Origin of the sequence: Streptomyces callyspongiae (assembly GCF_047200695.1) — a bacterium.
Taxonomy (GTDB): domain Bacteria; phylum Actinomycetota; class Actinomycetes; order Streptomycetales; family Streptomycetaceae; genus Streptomyces.
Genome location: NZ_JBJZOM010000004.1, coordinates 65468 through 84255, shown reverse-complemented (window position 1 = coordinate 84255; position 18788 = coordinate 65468). Strand labels below are relative to the sequence as shown.

The window sequence follows — 18788 nt, the reverse complement described above, 5'->3', positions numbered from 1 at the left end:
AGGACCCGGGGCGCGGGCGAGAGGGGAGACCGGGACTGTGGAGCACGACGAAGACCTCGAAGAGACGCTGCTGAAGGTCCGCAGGTTGATCGAGGCCACGGTGTCGAAGCACCGCGACCAGTCGTCGGAACGGAACCTCGTCGCGGAGGTGAAGGTGGACGACACCGCCATCGCGAAGACGGCCGCGGAGATGGTCCGGCACGCGGCGGGCAGTCTCGACGTGGTGCTCGCGGCTCCCGGTGAACCCGCGCGGGCGGTGCAGCGGGCGATGCCCCACCTCGCCGCCGGAGGCGCGGCCGGGCCACGCATACGCGTGCTGAGCACGCAGGCCTTCCTCGACACCGGAGTCTTCGACGCGATGCTGTGCCCGGCCGACGACCGCTGCCAGGTGCGTGTCGGCAGAGTCCCCGCCCTGTCGCTGATCATCTCCGACGGCGAAACAGCCCTGACCTGCGCGGAATCGGTCCAAGGGCGGCGGGCGTCCGTCATCCGCGCCTCCTCGGTGATCGGTACGCTGATGACGCTCTTCGACGGCGTCTGGCGGAACGCGGCCGTGGCGTCCGAGCGCGCCGACTTCGTCGGCCGCGCGCGGTCCGACCTCACCCAGCAGATCCTGGCGAAACTCCAGGCCGGCGTGACCGACGAGGCCGCTTCTCGCGACCTGAGGGTCTCGGTGAGGACCTACCGGCGCTACGTCGCGGAGATCATGACCCTGCTCGGCGCGAGTTCGCGGTTCCAGGCCGGTGTGCGTGCCGCCGAACTGGGCCTGCTGTCGGCCTGCAGCGCCGGGGTGCGGGGCAACGGCGGGGCCCGGAACCGGGCCTCGACCGAGGTCATTCCCCGTCAACGCCGCTGAGGCGGCGGGCACTCGTCAAGAGTGCGGCACCGATGCCCGGACGGGGCACCGCCTGCAGGTAACTGCACAGCCCGTTGCACCACCGTTGCGCTCCCCGGAGCGTGGACGTCCAAGTGTCGGAATTCGGCGGCGGGGACGGCCCGCGGACGAACTCGTGGAGGATTCCCATGTTCCAAGGAATCGGGCGGTTCTCGGTGAACCGCCCCTGGCTGGTCACCCTCGGGTGGCTCGTGGCGGCGGTCGCCCTTGTGGTGCTGGCGCCGCAGCTGAAGGCGACGAGCGACCAATCGGAGTTCCTCCCCTCCCACTACGAGTCGGTGCGCGCCGTCTCGCTGCAGCAGGAGGCGTTCCCCCAGGGACGGCAACCCGCCGCCATAGCGGTCTTCCAGCGCGCCGACGGCGGGAAGCTGACGGATGCCGACAGCAAGGACGTCGTCGAGGTCGCCTCCGGCCTGCAGGCGAAGGACTTCCCGAAGGTGGACAAGGTGGTGGCCGACCCCTCGGCCGTGTCCCCCGACGGCAAGGTCGCCCTCGGATACGTCCTCGCCACCACCGACACGGCGTACGACCAGGCACTGGTCGAATCCGTCCGGAAGCTGCGCGAGGCCGTACCGGGGCAACTGAAGGGCACCGAACTGGAGCTGGGCCTCACCGGCCCGGCGGCGACCGCCCTGGACGCCCAGGAGGGTTCGTCGCGCACCGATGCCATGATCATGATGGCCACGCTGGTGCTCATCGTCGTGCTGCTGCTCGCCATCTTCCGCAGCCCCGTCATCGCGTTGCTCCCGGTGCTCATCATCTGGCTCGTGTTCCTCGTCGCCATGGGCGTCATCGGCATCGCCAGCGACGTCACCGGGCTGGAGGCCTCCTCGTCGATCTCCGCGATCCTGATCGTGGTCCTCTTCGGCGTGGGCACCGACTACACGCTCTTCCTGCTGTTCCGCTACCGCGAGAACCTCCGCCAGGAGCAACAGCCCAAGGAAGCTCTGGCGGCTGCCGCCGGCCGGGTCGGCGAGACGATCGCCTCGGCCGCCGGAGCGGTGATCGTGGCCTTCCTCGCGCTGCTGCTGTCCTCCATGGGGATGCTCAGCAACATGGGTCTCTCGCTGGCGCTGGCGGTGGCAGTCACCCTGCTCGCCGCGCTGACGCTCGTTCCCGCCGTGTTCTCCCTCCTCGGCACCAAGGCCTTCTGGCCCTCGAAGTCCTGGCGCAAGCAGCCCCGGCACACGCTGGCGGAACGCGTGGGCCGCCTCGCCTCCCGCCGGGCGCCGATCGTCGCGGGCGTCACGGGCGCTCTGCTGGCCGTCATGGCGGCGGGCGTCCTCGGCTTCAAGGCGGAGTACGACAGTGAGAGCTCCATGAACAGCGAACTGGAGTCCGTGCAGGCGATGCAGGACATGCGGCACAGCTTCGCAGCCGGGCAGTCCGACCCCACCATGGTCTACGTGCGCGCCGCGGGGGACGCCTCCCTCGACGAGGAGGGCCTCGCCGAGTACCGCACCGCACTGGCCGGGGTCGACGGAGTGGACACGGTGTCCCCGGCGCAGCTCGACGAGACGGGGGACGTCGCCCGCTTCAGCGTCGTCCTGGACTTCCGGCCGACCCAGGACCAGGCCATCGACCTGGTGGCGGGTGACCTGAGGGAGACCGCGCACGCGGCGGCGCCCGAGGCCACCGAGCAGTACGTCGGCGGCACCACCGCCGTGCTCGCCGACATCCGCGACGCCGTCAACCGGGACTACGCACTCGTCTTCCCGGTGGCCGCCCTGGCGATCATGGTGATCCTCGCCCTGATGCTGCGCAGCCTGGTGGCCCCCTGGTTCCTGATGCTCTCTGTCGGCCTCGGTTTCGGAGGGACACTCGGCGCCACGGTGTGGGTGTTCCAGCGCGGAGACGACGGCCTGCTGTTCATGCTGCCGGTGATCGTCTACCTCTTCGTGGTCGCGATCGGGACCGACTACAACATCCTCATGGTCGCCCGGTTGCGGGAGGAGATCCGCGAGGGCCGCGACCCGCGGGAGGCGGCCGCACTGGCCGTCAAGCAGTCCGCGCCCACGATCGGAGCGGCCGCGGTGATCCTCGCGGGCACCTTCGGGGTGCTGATGCTCGCCGAGAACTCCATGCTCCGCCAGATGGGCTTCGCGGTCGCGTTCGGCATCCTGCTCAGTGCCTTCGTCATGGCGACACTGCTGGTGCCGGCCCTCACCACGCTGCTGGGACGGAAGGCGTGGTGGCCCGGGAACCGTGCGGCGCCCGAATCGCCGGAGACTGGGGCCGACCCGGTGGACGAGGAGGAGCGGGAGCCCCTCGCGCCGGTCCGGACCCCGTGACCCGGTAGGCGTCGGTCCGTCGCCCTCCCGGCCGCCGATACGGCGGGGAGGCGGCGGATCTGCGCTGTCGCCGACCGGAGGGCAGGACCCGCCGCGACCCGAACGGACGAGGTGCCCGGATGCGCTTCCTGATCACCCTGCTCGGTCTGCCGATCTGGCTGCTCACGGTCTGGCCGCTGGTGGCGGGTGCCCGCAGGGTCCTCGCCGTACGCATCAGCGCCCCCAGGGCGCTGCTCGCCGCCGCCGTGGGATGGCTGGTCGCGGTGAGAACCGCCTTCGCCGCACTGCCGGCCATGCGCACGACGGGCCAGGCGATCGCACTCGGCATTCCCATCGCGGGCGTTTCTCTGATCACGACGTTGGTCGTGCTCTTCATCGCCGAACTGATCCGTCCCGCCGGGAAGGGCTGGGGGGTTCTGGGATGGGGACGGGCCCTGCGTCGCCGGGGAGAGCGCGGACGCCGCTACGCCCACATCACGGGCATCGCCGTCCGCCACGGTCTGGGGCCGTACGTGCGCGGCCGACGCGTCGCGCGGTACGGCAGTCTCCAGCGCGATCTCCGCCTGGCCCGGTCGTTGCGGTACGCCCTGGAGGAGGCCGGCGTGGTCTTCGTCAAGCTCGGGCAGTTGCTGTCCACGCGCCCGGATCTGCTCTCCCCGCCGTTCATCGAGGAGCTCAGCCGCCTGCAGCACCAGGTCGCTCCCGTCGGGGGCGCCGACGTCGAGGCCGTGCTGCGGGAGGAACTCGCCCCGAGCTCCTGGGAGGTGAGGCGAGTCGACCCCGTGCCGCTGGCGGCGGCATCCGTCGCTCAGGTGCACCGGGCGCGGTTGCGCGCCGGCACCGGCGAGTTGGTGGACGTCGTGGTGAAGGTGCAGCGTCCGGGAGCCCGCTGCGTCCTGGAACGGGACCTGGACATCCTCCAGCGGGTGGCGCGTTCGCTGGAGAGGCGCACCTCGTGGGCCCGTCGGCTCGGCGTTCGGGAACTCGTGCGCGGCTACGCGGAGGCGCTCCGGGAGGAGCTCGACTTCCGGATCGAGGCGGGAAACATCGCCGCCGTCGCGACCGGCCACCCCGACTCGGGCACTGTGGTACTGCCCCAGGTGCACGAACACCTCTGCACGCGGCGGGTGCTGGTGATGGAGCGGATGGACGGCACGCCGCTGGGCTCCGCAGCCGGACGGACCGTACGGAGCGGCCCGGAGGGCACCGCCCTGGCGCGGGCCCTGCTCGGCTGCGTGCTCGACCAGGTGCTGGTGTCCGGGGTGTTCCACGCCGATCCTCATCCCGGCAACGTGCTGCTGCTGGACGACGGACGGCTCGGCCTCCTGGACTTCGGGTCCGTCGGCAGGCTGGACGGATCCCTGCGAGCGGGGCTGCAGCATCTGCTCCTCGCCGTCGACCGCGGCGACACGGCGGCTGCCTGCGACGGGCTGTGGGAGATCGTCAGCCGGCCGGAAGGGGTCGACGAGGACCGGCTCGAGAGGGCGGTCGGTCAGTTGTTGGCCAAGTACTGCACGGCCACCGGTACCGCTGCCGACATCGACATGTTCACCGACCTGTTCGGGCTGGTCACGCGCCACGGGCTCGCTGTGCTGCCTGAGGTCGCGGCTGTCTTCCGGGCGCTCGCCACGCTCGAGCGGACCCTGTCACTGCTCGATCCGGACTTCGGGCTGGTGGACGAGGCCCGCGCCTTCATGTCGGGCAGGGTGGCCGAACGCCTGCGTGCCGGGGACGCGGGCGACACGCTCTCGGGTGAACTCATGGCGCTGTTGCCCGTCGTACGGCGACTGCCGCGCCGGCTCGACCGGATCACCGCCGCGATGGAGAAGGGCAGGCTGTCGGTCAATGTGCGGCTCCTCGCCGACGAACGGGACCGCAGGGTCGTCCACGACATCGTGCACCTGATCGCGCTGGTGTGCGTGGGTGCCACGAGCGGTGTGATGTCCGTGCTGCTGACGGCCACCAACGGGCCGCGCGTGGCGTCCGACGTCACGCTGTACCAGGTCTTCGGATACAACCTTCTCGTGATCAGCACACTGATCGGTCTCCGGCTGCTCTTCACGGTGTTCCGCGCACAGCGCTGAGCCGGCGTCGCGCGCACGCAGAAGTGCCGGTCCGTGCTCCGACGACTTCCGCCGCGGACGCGCGGACCGGCACCCGCGCCGTCTACTTGCCGGCGGCTTCCATCTCCCGCACGAGGCTGAGCGGCCGCATGTCGGTCCAGTTCTCCTCAACGTAGTTCAGGCATGCCTCCCTGGAATCCTGTCCGTGTGCAACCGTCCAGCCGGCGGGGACCTCGGCGAAAGCCGGCCACAGTGAATGCTGGCCCTCGTCGTTCACCAGCACGTAGTAGCGGGCCTCGTTGTCCTCGAAGGGATTCGTGCTCATGTTTCTCTCCATCCTGCGTTGCGAACCGGTGCCGTACGGCATGGACTTCGCCGTCGTTGCGGCGGAGTGTTGCCGAAGAATCATCTCCGTGCCGGGGCGGGAGGTTCCCGCTGCTTCGACATTTCTGTTCTTCCGGCCGTTGTGGACGTCGTCGAGGGGCGGACGGGGCGTTATCGAAGTTTCACGGGGAGCGCGGACGGCGCCCTGGCGAGCAGCGTGGGCTGGTAGCGGAGCTCCGACGGGTGGACCGCGAGGCGGATGTCGGGGAAACGCTGGAAGACCCGGCGCATGGCGATTTCCGCCTGTGCCCGTGCGAGATGGGTTCCGATGCAGTAGTGGATGCCGTGTCCGAACGTGAGATGGACCGGCTTGGGACGCTCGATGTCCAGTTCCTCGGGGCGGTCCGGGAACGCCTCGGGGTCGTGGTTGGCGCTGGCCGGCGAGAGCATCACGATCTCACCTGCCGGGATCGTGGTTCCGGCGATCTCGACGTCCTCCAGCGTGAGCCGTTGCAGTGTGTACAGCATGGGACTCGACCAGCGGATGAGTTCATCGACCACCTGCGGGATGCGGTCGGGGTCCGTGCGGACGCGTGCCGCCTGCTCCGGATGCGTGAGCAGCCCGACGAAGCATCCCGTCATGAGCGCCGTCGTGGTCTCGTTGCCTCCCGTCATCAGCGCGAAGGCCGTCGAGAGGATCTCCTGCGGTTCCAGGCGCTTGTCGCCCTCCGCGTGCACCATCGCCGACAGCAGGTCGTCGGCCGGATGCTCGGTCTTCCTGGCGATCAGGTCGGCCATGTAGGCGGACAGCTCACGGGTGTGCTCCGCGAGGATGCCGGTGGGGTCCGAGGCGTCGGCCGACCGCATGGTGTTCGACCAGGTCCGGAACTGCCGCCAGTCGGAGTCCGGAACACCCAGCAGCTGGGCGATGGCGATGATGGGTAGCGGCTCGGTCAGTCCGCCGAGCAGGTCCGTCTCCCCCTGGGACGGCAGGTCGTCGAGCAGCTCGTCGACCACCTTCTCCAGGCGGGGACGCATGTTCGCCACCCGCTTCGGGGTGAAGGCGAACACCAGCGCCTTGCGGAGCGGGGTGTGCCGCGGCGGGTCGGAGTTCGCCAGGTGGTGGGAGATCTCGTCCGCCGGCTTCAGGTCCTTGCCGATCTGCCGGCCGAGTGCCTCGTACAGCTTGCCGATGTCCCGGCTCAGCCGCGGATCGGCCAGGGCGCTGCGGATGTCCTCGTAGCGGGTGAGCACCCACGCCCGGGCCCCGTCGGGCGTGTCCACCCTGGTGACCGGCTGTTCGCTGCGCAGTCTGGCGAAGAACGGATACGGGTCCTGCGTGTACTCGTCGCTGAACATCCAGTACTTCGAAAGCGCTCCGCCGGCTGCCATCGATGCTCTCCCTGCGATCGTCCGGTTGGGCGTCCGCACCGCTCACGGGGCGCGTCGCGGGGCAGCCTGGCACGCGGCGGAGGGAGGCGTCACCGCCGCTGCGGAGATTTCAATACACCGTGGCGCGGCAGAGTGGAGAACAGCTGCTGCAAAAAGTTCGTTCCAGGGTTGTCGGGTGCGGGTGCGATTGTTTCCACTGGCCCGCGAACGACGGGAACGCCGACTGCGTCGCCCCGGTGTACGAGGCTGGTTCGAATTCTTCGTACCGACGTGGTGGGTACGGCGCGGCCCCGTTAGGTTCAGCGAGGCGCGTGACACCACGTGCTGAATTCACCAAGAAGTCGCCAGTGCGGGGCCGGAAAGGGCCGTGCCGGTACGGACGAAATCGCCAGTCGGTTCCCGTGCGGAACTTCCCCGGTGTGCGGCATCCTCACAAAGGAGTAGAAGCGGCATGACGACCTCTGCGGAGAGCAAGACCGCCAAGATCAAGGAAATCGTCTGCGACATCCTCGAACTCGAGGAGGACGAGGTCACCGAGACGAGCCTGTTCAACGAGGACCACGGCGCGGACTCGCTCCGCGCGATCGAGATTCTCGCCGCGCTGGAGAAGCAGTTCGGCATCGTCATCGACCAGGCCGAGCTGGGCCGCATGGTCAACCTCAAGGGCGTCGAAGAGGTCGTCGAAGAGTCGGCCGGCAAGTAAGTCACGACCGGCGCGTACCGCCGCGGCATCGCCGATCGGAACCGGACGGAGAGACCATGCGTGCAAGTGCGAGCAGTACAAGGTCGGCACCACCCGAGAACCGTGTGGTCCTGACCGGACTCGGTGTCTTCTCGAGCATCGGTGTGGGCGCGGCCGATTTCGCGGAGGGCCTGCGTGCCGGGCGCAGCGGCGCCAAGCCGATCACCAAGTTCGAGACCGAGGGCTTCGCCCACGCCAACGGGTGCGAGGTGGTCGGCTTCGACCCGCGCGAGTGGATTCGGAACCTGGACGTCGACGACCTGGGTCCCGCGACGCGTTTCTCCGTCGCTGCGGCCCGGATGGCCATCGACCACGCCGGGTGGGCCGAGGAGGATCTGCGGGGCCGGCGGGGGATGATCTCCATCGGTACCACCGACGGTGAGTCCCACGATCTCGACAGCCTGGTCGAGACGCAGATCGCGCACGGGCACGCGGCAGCGGATGCCCGGGTGGCCCGGCGGATCGCCCCGAGCCGGCTGGCCACCGGCATCGCCCACGAACTGGGGCTGCACGACGTCGAGGCCGTCACGATCCCGACAGCCTGTGCCGCCGGCAACTACGCCATCGGCTACGGCTTCGACGCCGTGCGGACCGGCGAGGCGGAGTTCGCGCTGTGCGGTGGGGCGGACGCCATGTGCCGCAAGACCTTCGCCGGGTTCTACCGGCTCGGCACCATCGCACCCGACCTGTGCCGACCGTTCGACAAGGACCGCAAGGGCATCCTCACCGGGGAGGGCGCCGGCGTACTGGTGCTGGAGAGCCTCGACTCCGCGCTGCGGCGGGGGGCCACCATCTACGCCGAGGTGCTCGGCTACGGACTCAACTGCGACGCCGACCATCCCGTGGCACCGAACCAGAGCAGCATCGCCCGGTGCATGGAACTCGCCCTCGAGAACGCGGGGGTGAAGCCGGCAGAGGTCGACCTGGTGTCCGCCCACGGAACCGGCACCAAGGCGAACGACGTGACCGAGACCCGTGCGGTGCGCGACGTGTACGGCGACACCCCGCCGCGCACCGTCTCCCTCAAGTCCATGCTCGGCCACAGCATGGGTGCCGCCAGCGCTCTGGCCACCATCGCCTGTGCACTCGCCATCACGCACGAGTTCGTGCCGCCGACCATCAACCACCGTGAGACCGACCCCGAGTGCGAGGTCGACTGCGTTCCCAACGAGGCGGTGGACGCACCGCTGGAGATCGTGCAGAACAACGGTATGGCGTTCGGCGGGAACAACGCGGTCGTGATCCTCGCCAAGTACGAGGAGCAGACGTCATGAGCCGGCCCATCGTCGGATACGGCGCAGTGGCGAGCATCGGCCGCAATGCCGAGGAACTCTTCCAGGGGCTGTGCGAGGGGCGCAGCGGTCTGGCCCCGCTACGGGGCTTCGACCCGGCCCAGTTCAAGGCGGGGCACCTGTTCGAGATCGACGACCGCCCCGCACCGGGAGAGGACCGGCCCGGCAGGGCGACCGCGTTCCTGCTGGACGCGGTCGGTCAGGCGGCGCACGACGCCGGGCTCGGCGAGGACCTGAGCGAGGTGCCGATCCTGGTCGGCACCGGGCTGCGGGAGTTGCGTTCCCTGGAACTGTGGTGGCGGGACGGCGCCGAGTTCGGCGCGGAGCGCATGCATTTCGGCACCGCACTGCGGGAGCGCTTCGGTGCGGTGGACACGCACACCTTCTCCAACGCCTGTTCCGCTTCCCTCTACGCTCTCGCCCTGGCCGAGGAACAGCTCGAATCCGGCACGGCCGAGCACGTGATCGTGGCCGGGGCCGACTCCATCACCGAGAGCATGTTCGGGCTGACCGACGCCTTCCAGCTGGAGCCGCCCGGGCGGCTCCGGCCCTTCGACGTGCACCGCAAGGGGACCATCCTCGGAGAGGGCGCCGGCGCGGTCGTGCTGGGCAGGGCGGACCGCGGGGACCGCAGGGTCCACGGGCGCCTCCGTTCGGTGGGCGTGAACTGCGACGCCTACCACACCACCGCACCCGACCAGGCGGGCGTGGCCGCCGCCATCCGTGACGCGCACGACCGGGCCGGGGTGAAGCCCGCGAACGTGGACCTCGTCATGCTGCACGGGACCGGAACCCCGCTCAACGACGAGGTCGAGATCCGCGCGATGCGCGAGGTCTTCGGTGAGGACGAGTCCGTGCCGTGGGTGACCGCCATCAAGTCGATGACCGGGCACACCGCTGGATCGGCGGGCGTGCTGAGCCTCATCACGGCCCTTCGGACCATGTCCACCGGGCGGATCCCGCCGGTCACCGAGCTCGACCGGCCGACGGAGAACGTGAGCGCCATGCGTCTGGTGCACACCGAGGAGGGCCGCGGCGATGTCGACGTGGCGCAGGTCAACGGATTCGGCTTCGGCGGCCTCAACGCCGTCGCAGTCGTGGAGGCGGCCCGATGAACGAGATCCCGCAGATCGTGGTGACGGGAGTCGGTCCGGCGCTGCCGGGCGTGGCCGGGGTCCAGGACCTGGTGACCGGCCCGAGCGTTCCGGCGGAGCCGGTCGACCCGGCAGCGCTGCTCGGCAAGAAGGGGCTCAAGTACAAGGACCGGGCGACCCGTCTCGGCCTGTGCGCAGCCTCCCTCGGCCTGCAGGACGCCGGACTCCGCAACGCGGAGGGCCCGCTGGTCCCGCCGCGCGGTGTCGGCTGCGTGGTGGCCTCCAACTACGGCAATGCGGACACCATCTGCAGGGTCGTGACCACCATCGCCGAAGAGACCACCCGCGGCACCAGCCCGATGGACTCGCCCAACGCCTCCAGCAACATCATCGCCTCGGAGGTCGCCATCCGGTTCGGCCTGCAGGGCCCCAACATGACGGTCTGCAACGGCGACTCCTCGGGACTGGACGCCCTGCACTGGGCGGCGAGCCTGCTCCGCTCGGCGCGGGCGGACCAGGTGCTGGTGATCGGTGTCGAGCCGGACAACGAGATGGTGCGCCGGCTCGTGCGGACGGACCGGCTCGTCGACGGCGCGGTCGCCCTCGTGCTGGAGAGCGCCACGACCGCGGAGGAACGTGGCGTGAAGGCTCGGGCGGTGTGGGGCGGCTACGCCCGCACCGGTGGCGTCGAGCGGACGGCGCACCGGCTCGACCGGTTCGGCGCCGGTAGTCCCGCTGCCTGGTACGCCCCGGAGGAGCCGGGCGACGGCACGCCACGTGCCGAGCACCCCCGGTCCGGCCTCGTCCGTCACGACATGTCTGCCGTCCGGGGCACCCTTTCGGCAGCCCTCGGCACCGCCCAGTGCGCCGCCGCGGTGGCACGGTTCGACGCGGGGGAGAGCGGCCCCGTCCACCTCATGGCGGGGCGCGTCGACGACGGGGTCGCCGGTGCCCTGCTGCTCGCTCCCGGGGACGCGTCGTGAGCAGACCCGACCCGTCGGTCCCGGCGGCCGGGCCGTCCGGGACGGTGACCTGTACGGTCAGCCACCGGAGGCCCCGGCCGGGCCGCAGCGCGCTGCTGCTGCACGGGCTGGCCAACAGCCCCTCGGTCTGGGAACCGCTGGCAGCCACCGAGGCAGGCGGACTCGACCTGTGGACCGCGGACCTGCCCTGGGGTGCCGGTCACCCACCCGACTGGGGGTACGCGCCCGACAGCACCTCGGCGGTGGCGGACGCGCTGCAGCGCATCGGCGACGAGCCGTCCGTGGTGGTCGCGCACTCGTTCTCCGCGCTGCTCCTGCTGGAGTTGCTGAGCGACGAACTGTCGCGCGGTGGCGATCCCTTCAACCGGTACGGCATCGACGGCCTGGTGCTCGCCTCCCCCTTCTACCGTCGGGAGGCGGACGCCTTCGAGTACGGCGTGGTCGCCGAGCTGCTGGACAACTTCCGCCGCACCATGGACGAAGGAATCCGGGTCATGGCCGGACCGCGTCTGGAGGCGTCCCTGCGCCACGACATGGCGCAGCGGGTCTGCGAACGCGTCGGCCCGTACGGGTACCTCGGCTTCTTCCGCAGCTACCTGCGCACCCCGTGGCTGCGCACCGACCTGATCACGGTGCCCACCCTGGTGATCAGCGGGGAAGAGGACTTCATCGCCCGGTCCGAGGAGAGCCTCGCCCTCGCCGCGGACCTGCCGCACGCCCGCTGCCGGGTCATCCCCGGCACCGGCCACTTCCCCATGGTGGAGCGGGCCGAGGCCTTCTCCGCCGCTCTCGGCGAGTTCACCGGCTCCCTGAGCCGTGCCCGAACAGCCTCCGTGGACCAACCCGCCTGATTCCCGAGGAGCCTCAGCACGATGACGTCACCCATCAGCAACCCGCCCGTGCCCACCGAGCAGACGCTGCGCGACTTCTTCGACGTCAGCAACCACTCGCTGCGGCCCTGCTACGAGGGCGGCAACATCAGCACCACCATCGGCTTCAAGCACGTCCACTACCTCATCGAGGCGGCGGTGCTGGAGCACTTCCGCGCCGCCGGCCTGGGCGCCACGACCCTGTACGTCGAGTACGGCGTCGGCTTCGACGTCGTGTCGGTGAACACCCGCCTGCACACCGTGCTCACTCTCGACGACGCGGTGGCGGTCGAGGTCAAGCCCGTCACCAAGGAGGGCGACAGCCGTCTCCGCTTCAGGATCGCCGCGACGGTCGAGCGGGACGGGGAGCAGCGGAAGGCCGTCTCCACCACCTTCGAGGTGGCCCTCCGGAAGATCGAGCACGTCGAGAACCCCAAGCCGCTTCCCGAGCAGCTGACCCCCTTCGTCACCCCGCGGCTCGGCGCCGCCACCCCGCAGCACCTCGAAGCCGTCCCCGTGGACAACATCGACCTCTCCGCGCAGCGCGGGGTCACCACGCGCTCCGGCGACCCGGTGCTCGCCGAGCTCATCGGCGACGACAACGCCTTCGGCTGGAAGTGGCGTGTTCCCTACTTCTACTGCCACTTCACCAGCCACATGCAGATGTCGGGCTTCCTGCGGCAGATGGAGGAAGTCCTGCACTTGTTCGTCGCGGACCGCGACATCGCCATCCACCGGCTGCTCGACGAGCGCAACTGGATCCCCGTGGTGACCAAGTGCGAGGTGGAGCTCACCGACGAGGTGGGGATCGAGGACGAGCTCTACACCGTCTTCACGGTCGAGGACATCTTCAAGAAGATGCTGTTCACGGCCCGTATGGACTGCTACGTGGTGCGTGAGGGCCGCCTGGTCCAGGTCTCGACCGGGCGCATCACCCACGGCTACGTCACCAAGGAGTCCCCGGAGCGCGACTGGTCGCTGGTCACCTTCGACGAGGAGGTCATGGCCGCACTGAGTGGCAAGAACCTCCCCGCCAACTGAGCCCCTCCCGGTCGTAAGGAGCTGGTGTCATGAGCGGCGACGTCGCTGTTGCTGTCCGCAACCCCGTGATCACCGCGTGGTCGGCCGTCTCCCCGTTCGGGATCGGTCGCCAGGCGTTCGCGAAGGGCCTGCTGGAGGGCGGTGAGACCGCTGCCCCGGTGGACCGGGAGCAGTGGCAGGTGCCGGACGAACGGGCCCGCCTCGTTCCCGGGTTCACGCCGCGGGAGGCGCTGGGGCGCAAGGGGACCCGGTCCATGGACCGGGTCACCGGCCTCGCGGTGAGTGCCGTAGGAGCGTTGCTGGACGACGCCGAGCGCAACCGGGAGGTGGCCACCGGAGAGCGCGGCGCCGTCGTCCTCGGCACCACCACGGGAAGCGCGCAAAGCATGATGGACTTCACGCGCGACTCGTTGACCGGGGCCAAGCCGTACTTCGTGGACCCGGCGCAGATGCCCAACACCGTCATGAACTGCGCTGCGGGGCAGTGCGCCATCTGGCACCAGATCAAGGGGCCCAACGCCTCGATCGCCGGGGGGCGACCCGCAGGCCTGCTGGCCCTGAACTACGCGCGCCGCCTGCTCAGCGGCGGCCGGGCCTCGTCCGTGTTGTGCGGCTCGGCCGAGGAGTACTCCGACGAGCGTTCCTGGCTGGAGTGGCACACCCGCCCGTCCGGGACGGAGCCGGCCGTTCTCGGTGAAGGGGCCGGCATGGTCCTGCTCGAGTCCGAGGACGACGTCGACTCGGAGCACGTCCTCGCGGAGGTGCTGGCCGTGGAGAGCGGCGTCTTCGGTGCGCAGGCCCCGAACGCGCTGCCCGACGTGCTGGCGGCCTGCCTTCGGCGGGCGATGGACCGTGCCGGCGTGGATGCGGCTCAGGTGTGGGCCGCGAGCCCCTGCAGTGCCACCGACGCATTCGGCGAACAGGAACGCGACGTGCTGGTCGGGATGTTCGGTCCCGGGACACTCGAGCCGCTGCGCAACACCGCGCTGTTCGGGGACGCTTCTGCGGCCTCGGTGAGCCTGCAGATCGCTTCGGTCCTCGCAGTGGCCGAGCGCACTCCCGACGTTGCCGGCCGCGTCGCGGTGGTCACCGCCGTGGAGCGTGACGGAGGCGTGGGCTGTGCGCTGCTGAGACTGCGCTGAGAGCCGGTCCGTCCGGCCGAATCGAACCCAGAGAGGTAGTCATGACGTCAGAGCCCATCGCCACGCTCGACTCCGAGGAACTGCGCCGCGTCCTGGCCGACGTGATCGACGTCGGCCCCGAAGAGATCGGCGACGACACCGACTTCGTGAACGATTTGGAGGTCGACTCGCTTCTTCTGCTGGAGCTCGTCGTGGTGCTGGAGAAGCGCTACCGGGTGAAGTTCTCCGAGCAGGAGATGCGGGGCGCCCGCACCTTCCGGCACGCCCAGGAGCTGCTCCGGGGGAAGTTGACGGTGACGGCATGACGGCGACGACCGAGGTGGCGGCCGGCCCGGTCGCCACCGGCTCGTCGGTCCTGCGCGCGACCCCGGTGGACGCGCCCGTCGAGGTGGCCTCGCTGGAGGGCCACGACGGGTCGCCGGAGGCCCGCCGGACGCTGTCCGCCGTCGTCACCGTCGCTGTCGGGGTCGAGGAGCCCGTTTTCGAGGGCCACTACCCGCACTTCCCGATCTTCCCCGGGGTGTGCATCGTCGACTGCGTGCATCGTGGTGTTCTCGCCGTGGCGCAGCAGGCGGGGATGCCGGAGCCGCGGCTGTCCGCGGTGGAGTCCACCCGGTTCGTGGGAGCGGTGTATCCGGGGGACCTGCTCGCCGTGCGACTGGAACTGCGCGACCACGACGAGGGCCTGCGGTGCAGGGCCACCGCGAGCACCGATCGCGGCGACGCCGCCACCGTCCGCCTGAGGTACGCGGGGGAGAGCGCATGACCGTGCTGCACGAGGTCGAGCAGCTGCTGCCGCACCGTTTCCCCATGCTGCTCGTCGACCGCGTGCTGGAGCTGGTTCCGGGAGAGCGCATCACCGCCGTGAAGGCGGTCACGCGCACCGAGCAGTGCTATCGGCATGTCGGCGCCCACGCGGCCGGCACATCGCTGGAATACCCGCAGGCACTGCTCGTCGAGTCGTGGGGCCAGACGGCCGGCATCCTCGCGACCCGGCGCCCGCTGGACGACTCCCACGACGCGCCCGGCACCGACACCGACCAGGTGATGCTCCTCGGGGGGCTCACCGGGATCACGTTCCACCGGCCGGTGCTGCCGGGCGACGTGCTCCGCCACGAGGCCCGGATCGACCGGGCCCTGTCCGACACCGTGATTTTCGACGGCACGACGCTGTGCGACGGCGAGCTGGTGATGTCGGTCGAGCGGATGGTGATGGCCTTCCGTTCCTCCGACCGGCTCCGGTCGTCGACCGGCTGAGCACACAAGGAGGAGAGTCCCATGACGCAGGACGACAAGCGGGTCGCGCTGGTCAGTGGCGGATCGCGGGGCATAGGACGAGCCGTGGTCGAGCGGCTCGCTGCCGACGGCCACGACGTCAGCTTCTGCTACCGGTCCGACGACGAGGCCGCGAACGCCCTGGAGAAGAAACTCGGCGAGCTCGGCGTCCGCGTGCTGGCGAGGAAGGTCGACGTCGCCGACGCCGACGCGGTGCGCGAGTGGGTGGCCGAGACGCAGGACACGCTCGGGACGGTGGACGTCGCCGTCACCGCGGCGGGCATCACGCGCGACAACCCGCTGCTGATGATGAGCGACGACGACTGGCGCCAGGTGCGGTCCGTCAACCTCGACGGCGTGTACCACGTGTGCCGGTCGGTGGTCTTCGAGATGATGAAGGCCCGTTCCGGTTCCCTGGTGATGATCTCCTCGGTCGCGGGCGTCCACGGCCACGCCACGCAGTCCAACTACGCCGCGACCAAGGCCGGGATCATCGGCTTCGCCAAGTCCGTCGCGAAGGAGGCCGGCCGCTACGGCATCCGGTCGAACGTGGTGGCGCCCGGCTTCATCGAGACCGACATGACCTCGGTGCTGAACGACCGGATCCGCGGCGAGATGCTCAAGTCGATCCCCCTCGCCAGGTTCGGCGGCGCCGACGAGGTGGCGGACATGGTGTCCTACCTCGCCTCCGACCGGGCCGGCTACGTCACGGGCTCGGTCTTCCACATCGACGGCGGCATCACCATCTGACGCCGATCGACGCCGACACCCCTTCCACCCAAGGACACGGTCATGGCCAAGAAGCCGCCCCGCTGGTACTTCTCCCTGCGTAGCCCCTACTCCTGGTTCGCCTACCGGGACCTGACGGCGCGACACCCCGACGTCCTCGACAGCGTGCAGTGGATTCCCTTCTGGGAACCCGACGAGCGCACCGAGAAGCTGCTCGAGCAGCGGGGCAGCACGCTGCCCCTGGTCCCGATGGCGCGGGAGAAGAACTTCTACATCCTCCAGGACGCCCGCCGGTTGGCCGAGGACCGTGCGCTGGAAGTCACCTGGCCCATCGACCGGGAGCCCGTCTGGGAGGTCTCCCACCTGGCGTACCTGCTCGCCGACGACGCCGGCAAGGGCCGCGCGTTCGTGGACCTGGTGTACCGGGCCCGCTGGCAGGAGGCGAAGAACATCAGCGACCCGGCCGTCATCGGTGACATCGCGGCCTCGCTGGGTCTGGACGCCGACCGGGCGGCGGGCGCCGTCGACGATCCGGAATTGCGTGAGCGCGGCGCCGACGTTCTCGCCGGTTCCACCCGCGACGGTGTTTTCGGTGTGCCGTTCTTCGTGCACGGCCACGCGAAGTTCTGGGGCGTGGACCGTGTGGAGGCCTTCGTCGCCGCTCTGCGGGGCGTTCCGCGCGCCGCGGCCCCGGTGTCGGAGGCCGAGCGGGAAGCGCTGCCGGGGACGGCCCCCGCCGGAGCCGACGCCGGACACGCCGGCGGATGCGGCTGAGGCCGCGCCCAGCAGGTGTGGGAGTACGGACCCGAGAGGTTGCGATGAGCGACGAGAGCCGGCTGCCCTCCGACTGGGACGCGATCGTGATCGGCAGCGGCATGGGCGGACTCACCTGTGCCGCGTACCTCGCGGCGGCGGGACGCCGCGTCCTCGTGCTCGAACAGGCAGGCGTGCTGGGCGGGAACAGTCATGTCTTCCGCCGGAGTGCCGCCTGGGAGTTCGACGCCGGAGTGCACTACATCGGGGACTGCGGGCCCGACGGCGTCCTGCCGTCCGTGCTGCGCGGTCTGGGGCTTGCCGACAGGGTGACGTTCCGCCCGATGGATCCGGACGGGTTCGACGAGATCGTGCTGCCGGGCCTGAGGATGCGCGTCCCCGTGGGCTGGGACCGCTACCTCGGCCGGCTCGTCGAGGTGCTTCCCGAGGACAAGGAGGGACTGCACACCTTCGTGCAGGTGTGTTCCGCCGTCGGGGCCGAGATGCGCTGGGCGCTGCTCTCGGCCGTGGGGGTGGAACCCGCCGAGATACTGAAGCGCACCTCCACGGCGGTGTCCTGGGGGCGCCGCACCCTGCACGACCTCTTCGGGCACTGCGCACTCTCCGCCGCGGCCCGGACCGTCCTGGCGGCGCAGGCCCTCAACTACGGCATCGGACCGGAGGAGGCGACCGTCGGCATGCACGCCAGTGTGACCGACCACTACCTCCGAGGAGCCGGCTACCCCGTCGGAGGCGGCCAGGTGCTCGCCGCCTCCCTCGCCGAGGCCCTCACCGCACACGGCGGCAGGTTCCTGACCCGCCGGCGGGTCGCCCGGATACGGGTCGAGGAGGGCCGCGCATGCGGTGTCGTTCTCGACACGGGCCAGGAGCTGCGGGCCCCGATCGTGGTGTCGAACGCCGACTACCCCCGCACCGTCCTGGACCTCGTGGGCGAGGACCACCTCCCCGCACCCGTCGTCGGACGTGCCCGGAACGCCGTCATGGGCCACCCGCTGGCCGTCCTCTACGTCGGCCTCGACCGGGAGTTGCCCCGTGACACCAACGCCAACCTGTGGTGGCACGGGAACGCCGACATCGAGGCCTCCTTCCGCTCCCTGGCCGAGGACCGGTTCGACGCGCCGACATCGGTCTTCATCTCCTTCGCCTCGGACAAGGACCCCGGCACCGCGGCGCTCCGCCCGGCTGGACACGCCAACTTCCAGGTCATGGCCCTGTGTCCGAGACAACTGGACCGGTGGGGGCCGTCCGCGGCCACCGGCGACGGCCGCGGATACCGCCGGGACCCGGAATACCTCGCCGAGAAGGAACGCGTCACCGAGGCCATGCTCGCCACCGCGGAGGCCGCACTCGGCCCGTTCCGCCACCATGTGGCGCACCTCGAACTCGCGACGCCTCCCACCCAGCGCCGCTACACGCTCTCCACCGGAGGGTCGCCGTTCGGACTGGCGCGCTGGGGCCGAACCGGGGCCCGGCCGGACACCAGGACCGGCGTGGCCGGCCTGTACGTGGTGGGGCAGAGCACACGCTACGGCAGCGGAATCACCGGGGCCGCCGTCAGCGGCATCGCCTGCGCCGGGCAGATCCTCGACCGGCCACTCCTGCCCGAGGTGCACGCCGGCGCGGTGACGGGAGATCCGGGCCTGCTCCCCGAACGCGGCCCCGACTGGGACCCGTTGCACGTGTGCGGCGGAAGCGCGCCCCGCGGCACGCACGTCCGCTGACAGGACGCCGGGGCGACCGGGCCGACGGCGGAATGCCGTCGGCCCATTCCCGGTGCCGCCCGCGCAGCACCCGTCCTTCCCCGAATGGAGCCGGGCATCCTGGGCGACCTGCGGAAATCGCTTATTGAGGCTTCTTATTCAGGCGTTCCCGCCCTCCGGGG

At 70.5% G+C, this 18788-nt stretch carries 18 protein-coding genes; 16 read left to right on the top strand and 2 right to left on the bottom strand.

All coding sequences use genetic code 11. The features are described 5' to 3' along the window. Positions 1-37 precede the first annotated feature (37 nt). The 3 genes from ACL06G_RS04665 (at position 38) to ACL06G_RS04655 (ending at position 5270) form a co-directional block, all read left to right on the top strand. Positions 38-856, top strand: coding sequence for a LuxR family transcriptional regulator (locus ACL06G_RS04665; RefSeq protein ID WP_412785621.1), 819 nt, complete (start codon positions 38-40; stop codon positions 854-856). A gap of 167 nt (positions 857-1023) precedes the next feature. Then, positions 1024-3186: an MMPL family transporter gene (locus ACL06G_RS04660; protein ID WP_412835460.1), complete on the top strand. Its 2163-nt coding sequence runs from the start codon at positions 1024-1026 to the stop codon at positions 3184-3186. Positions 3187-3305: 119 nt separating this feature from the next. Further along, positions 3306-5270: an ABC1 kinase family protein gene (locus tag ACL06G_RS04655; protein ID WP_412835459.1), complete on the top strand. Its 1965-nt coding sequence runs from the start codon at positions 3306-3308 to the stop codon at positions 5268-5270. Positions 5271-5352: 82 nt separating this feature from the next. Here the strand turns inward: ACL06G_RS04655 and ACL06G_RS04650 are convergent, their stop codons facing one another. Both ACL06G_RS04650 and ACL06G_RS04645 read right to left on the bottom strand, forming a co-directional pair. Then, positions 5353-5574, bottom strand: a complete 222-nt coding sequence (locus ACL06G_RS04650; protein ID WP_412785624.1) for an MbtH family protein — start codon at positions 5572-5574, stop codon at positions 5353-5355. A gap of 170 nt (positions 5575-5744) precedes the next feature. Continuing rightward, positions 5745-6965, bottom strand: coding sequence for a cytochrome P450 family protein (locus ACL06G_RS04645; RefSeq protein ID WP_412785625.1), 1221 nt, complete (start codon positions 6963-6965; stop codon positions 5745-5747). A gap of 451 nt (positions 6966-7416) precedes the next feature. Between ACL06G_RS04645 and ACL06G_RS04640 the strand changes: the two genes are divergently transcribed. The 13 genes from ACL06G_RS04640 to ACL06G_RS04580 are packed head-to-tail and all read left to right on the top strand — an operon-like array spanning position 7417 to position 18627. Further along, positions 7417-7668 (top strand): acyl carrier protein, encoded by a 252-nt coding sequence (locus ACL06G_RS04640; protein ID WP_412785626.1) that lies wholly within the window; start codon positions 7417-7419, stop codon positions 7666-7668. Between the two features lie 56 nt (positions 7669-7724). Then, positions 7725-8981 carry a beta-ketoacyl-[acyl-carrier-protein] synthase family protein gene (locus ACL06G_RS04635; protein ID WP_412785627.1) on the top strand — a complete coding sequence of 419 codons (1257 nt, stop codon included), beginning with the start codon at positions 7725-7727 and terminating at the stop codon, positions 8979-8981. After that, positions 8978-10114, top strand: a complete 1137-nt coding sequence (locus tag ACL06G_RS04630) for a beta-ketoacyl-[acyl-carrier-protein] synthase family protein (RefSeq protein WP_412785628.1) — start codon at positions 8978-8980, stop codon at positions 10112-10114. The genes ACL06G_RS04635 and ACL06G_RS04630 overlap by 4 nt, the downstream gene beginning before the upstream one ends. Further along, complete coding sequence (locus tag ACL06G_RS04625; RefSeq protein WP_412835458.1) at positions 10111-11076, top strand: beta-ketoacyl synthase N-terminal-like domain-containing protein; 966 nt, start codon at positions 10111-10113, stop codon at positions 11074-11076. The genes ACL06G_RS04630 and ACL06G_RS04625 overlap by 4 nt, the downstream gene beginning before the upstream one ends. Further along, positions 11073-11927, top strand: a complete 855-nt coding sequence (locus tag ACL06G_RS04620; RefSeq protein ID WP_412785630.1) for an alpha/beta fold hydrolase — start codon at positions 11073-11075, stop codon at positions 11925-11927. Before ACL06G_RS04625 ends, ACL06G_RS04620 begins: the two co-directional genes overlap by 4 nt. Positions 11928-11948: 21 nt before the next feature. Next, on the top strand, positions 11949-12986 hold the full coding sequence (locus tag ACL06G_RS04615) for a thioesterase family protein (RefSeq protein WP_412835457.1): 1038 nt from the start codon (positions 11949-11951) through the stop codon (positions 12984-12986). 29 nt (positions 12987-13015) lie between these two features. Continuing rightward, the gene (locus ACL06G_RS04610; protein ID WP_412785632.1) at positions 13016-14128 is read left to right on the top strand and encodes a beta-ketoacyl synthase N-terminal-like domain-containing protein; all 1113 of its coding nucleotides are present in this window, start codon (positions 13016-13018) and stop codon (positions 14126-14128) included. Positions 14129-14169: 41 nt separating this feature from the next. Beyond that, a complete protein-coding gene (locus ACL06G_RS04605) occupies positions 14170-14433 on the top strand; it encodes a phosphopantetheine-binding protein (RefSeq protein WP_412835456.1) in 264 nt (87 codons plus the stop codon). Further along, positions 14430-14894 carry a 3-hydroxyacyl-ACP dehydratase FabZ family protein gene (locus ACL06G_RS04600; protein WP_412785634.1) on the top strand — a complete coding sequence of 155 codons (465 nt, stop codon included), beginning with the start codon at positions 14430-14432 and terminating at the stop codon, positions 14892-14894. Before ACL06G_RS04605 ends, ACL06G_RS04600 begins: the two co-directional genes overlap by 4 nt. Next, the gene (locus ACL06G_RS04595) at positions 14891-15385 is read left to right on the top strand and encodes a 3-hydroxyacyl-ACP dehydratase FabZ family protein (RefSeq protein ID WP_412785635.1); all 495 of its coding nucleotides are present in this window, start codon (positions 14891-14893) and stop codon (positions 15383-15385) included. The genes ACL06G_RS04600 and ACL06G_RS04595 overlap by 4 nt, the downstream gene beginning before the upstream one ends. A 21-nt stretch (positions 15386-15406) precedes the next feature. Continuing rightward, complete coding sequence (gene fabG, locus ACL06G_RS04590) at positions 15407-16153, top strand: 3-oxoacyl-[acyl-carrier-protein] reductase (RefSeq protein ID WP_412785636.1); 747 nt, start codon at positions 15407-15409, stop codon at positions 16151-16153. Positions 16154-16195: 42 nt separating this feature from the next. Beyond that, complete coding sequence (locus ACL06G_RS04585; protein ID WP_412785637.1) at positions 16196-16906, top strand: 2-hydroxychromene-2-carboxylate isomerase; 711 nt, start codon at positions 16196-16198, stop codon at positions 16904-16906. Positions 16907-16950: 44 nt separating this feature from the next. After that, the gene (locus ACL06G_RS04580) at positions 16951-18627 is read left to right on the top strand and encodes a phytoene desaturase family protein (RefSeq protein WP_412835455.1); all 1677 of its coding nucleotides are present in this window, start codon (positions 16951-16953) and stop codon (positions 18625-18627) included. Positions 18628-18788 lie beyond the last annotated feature (161 nt).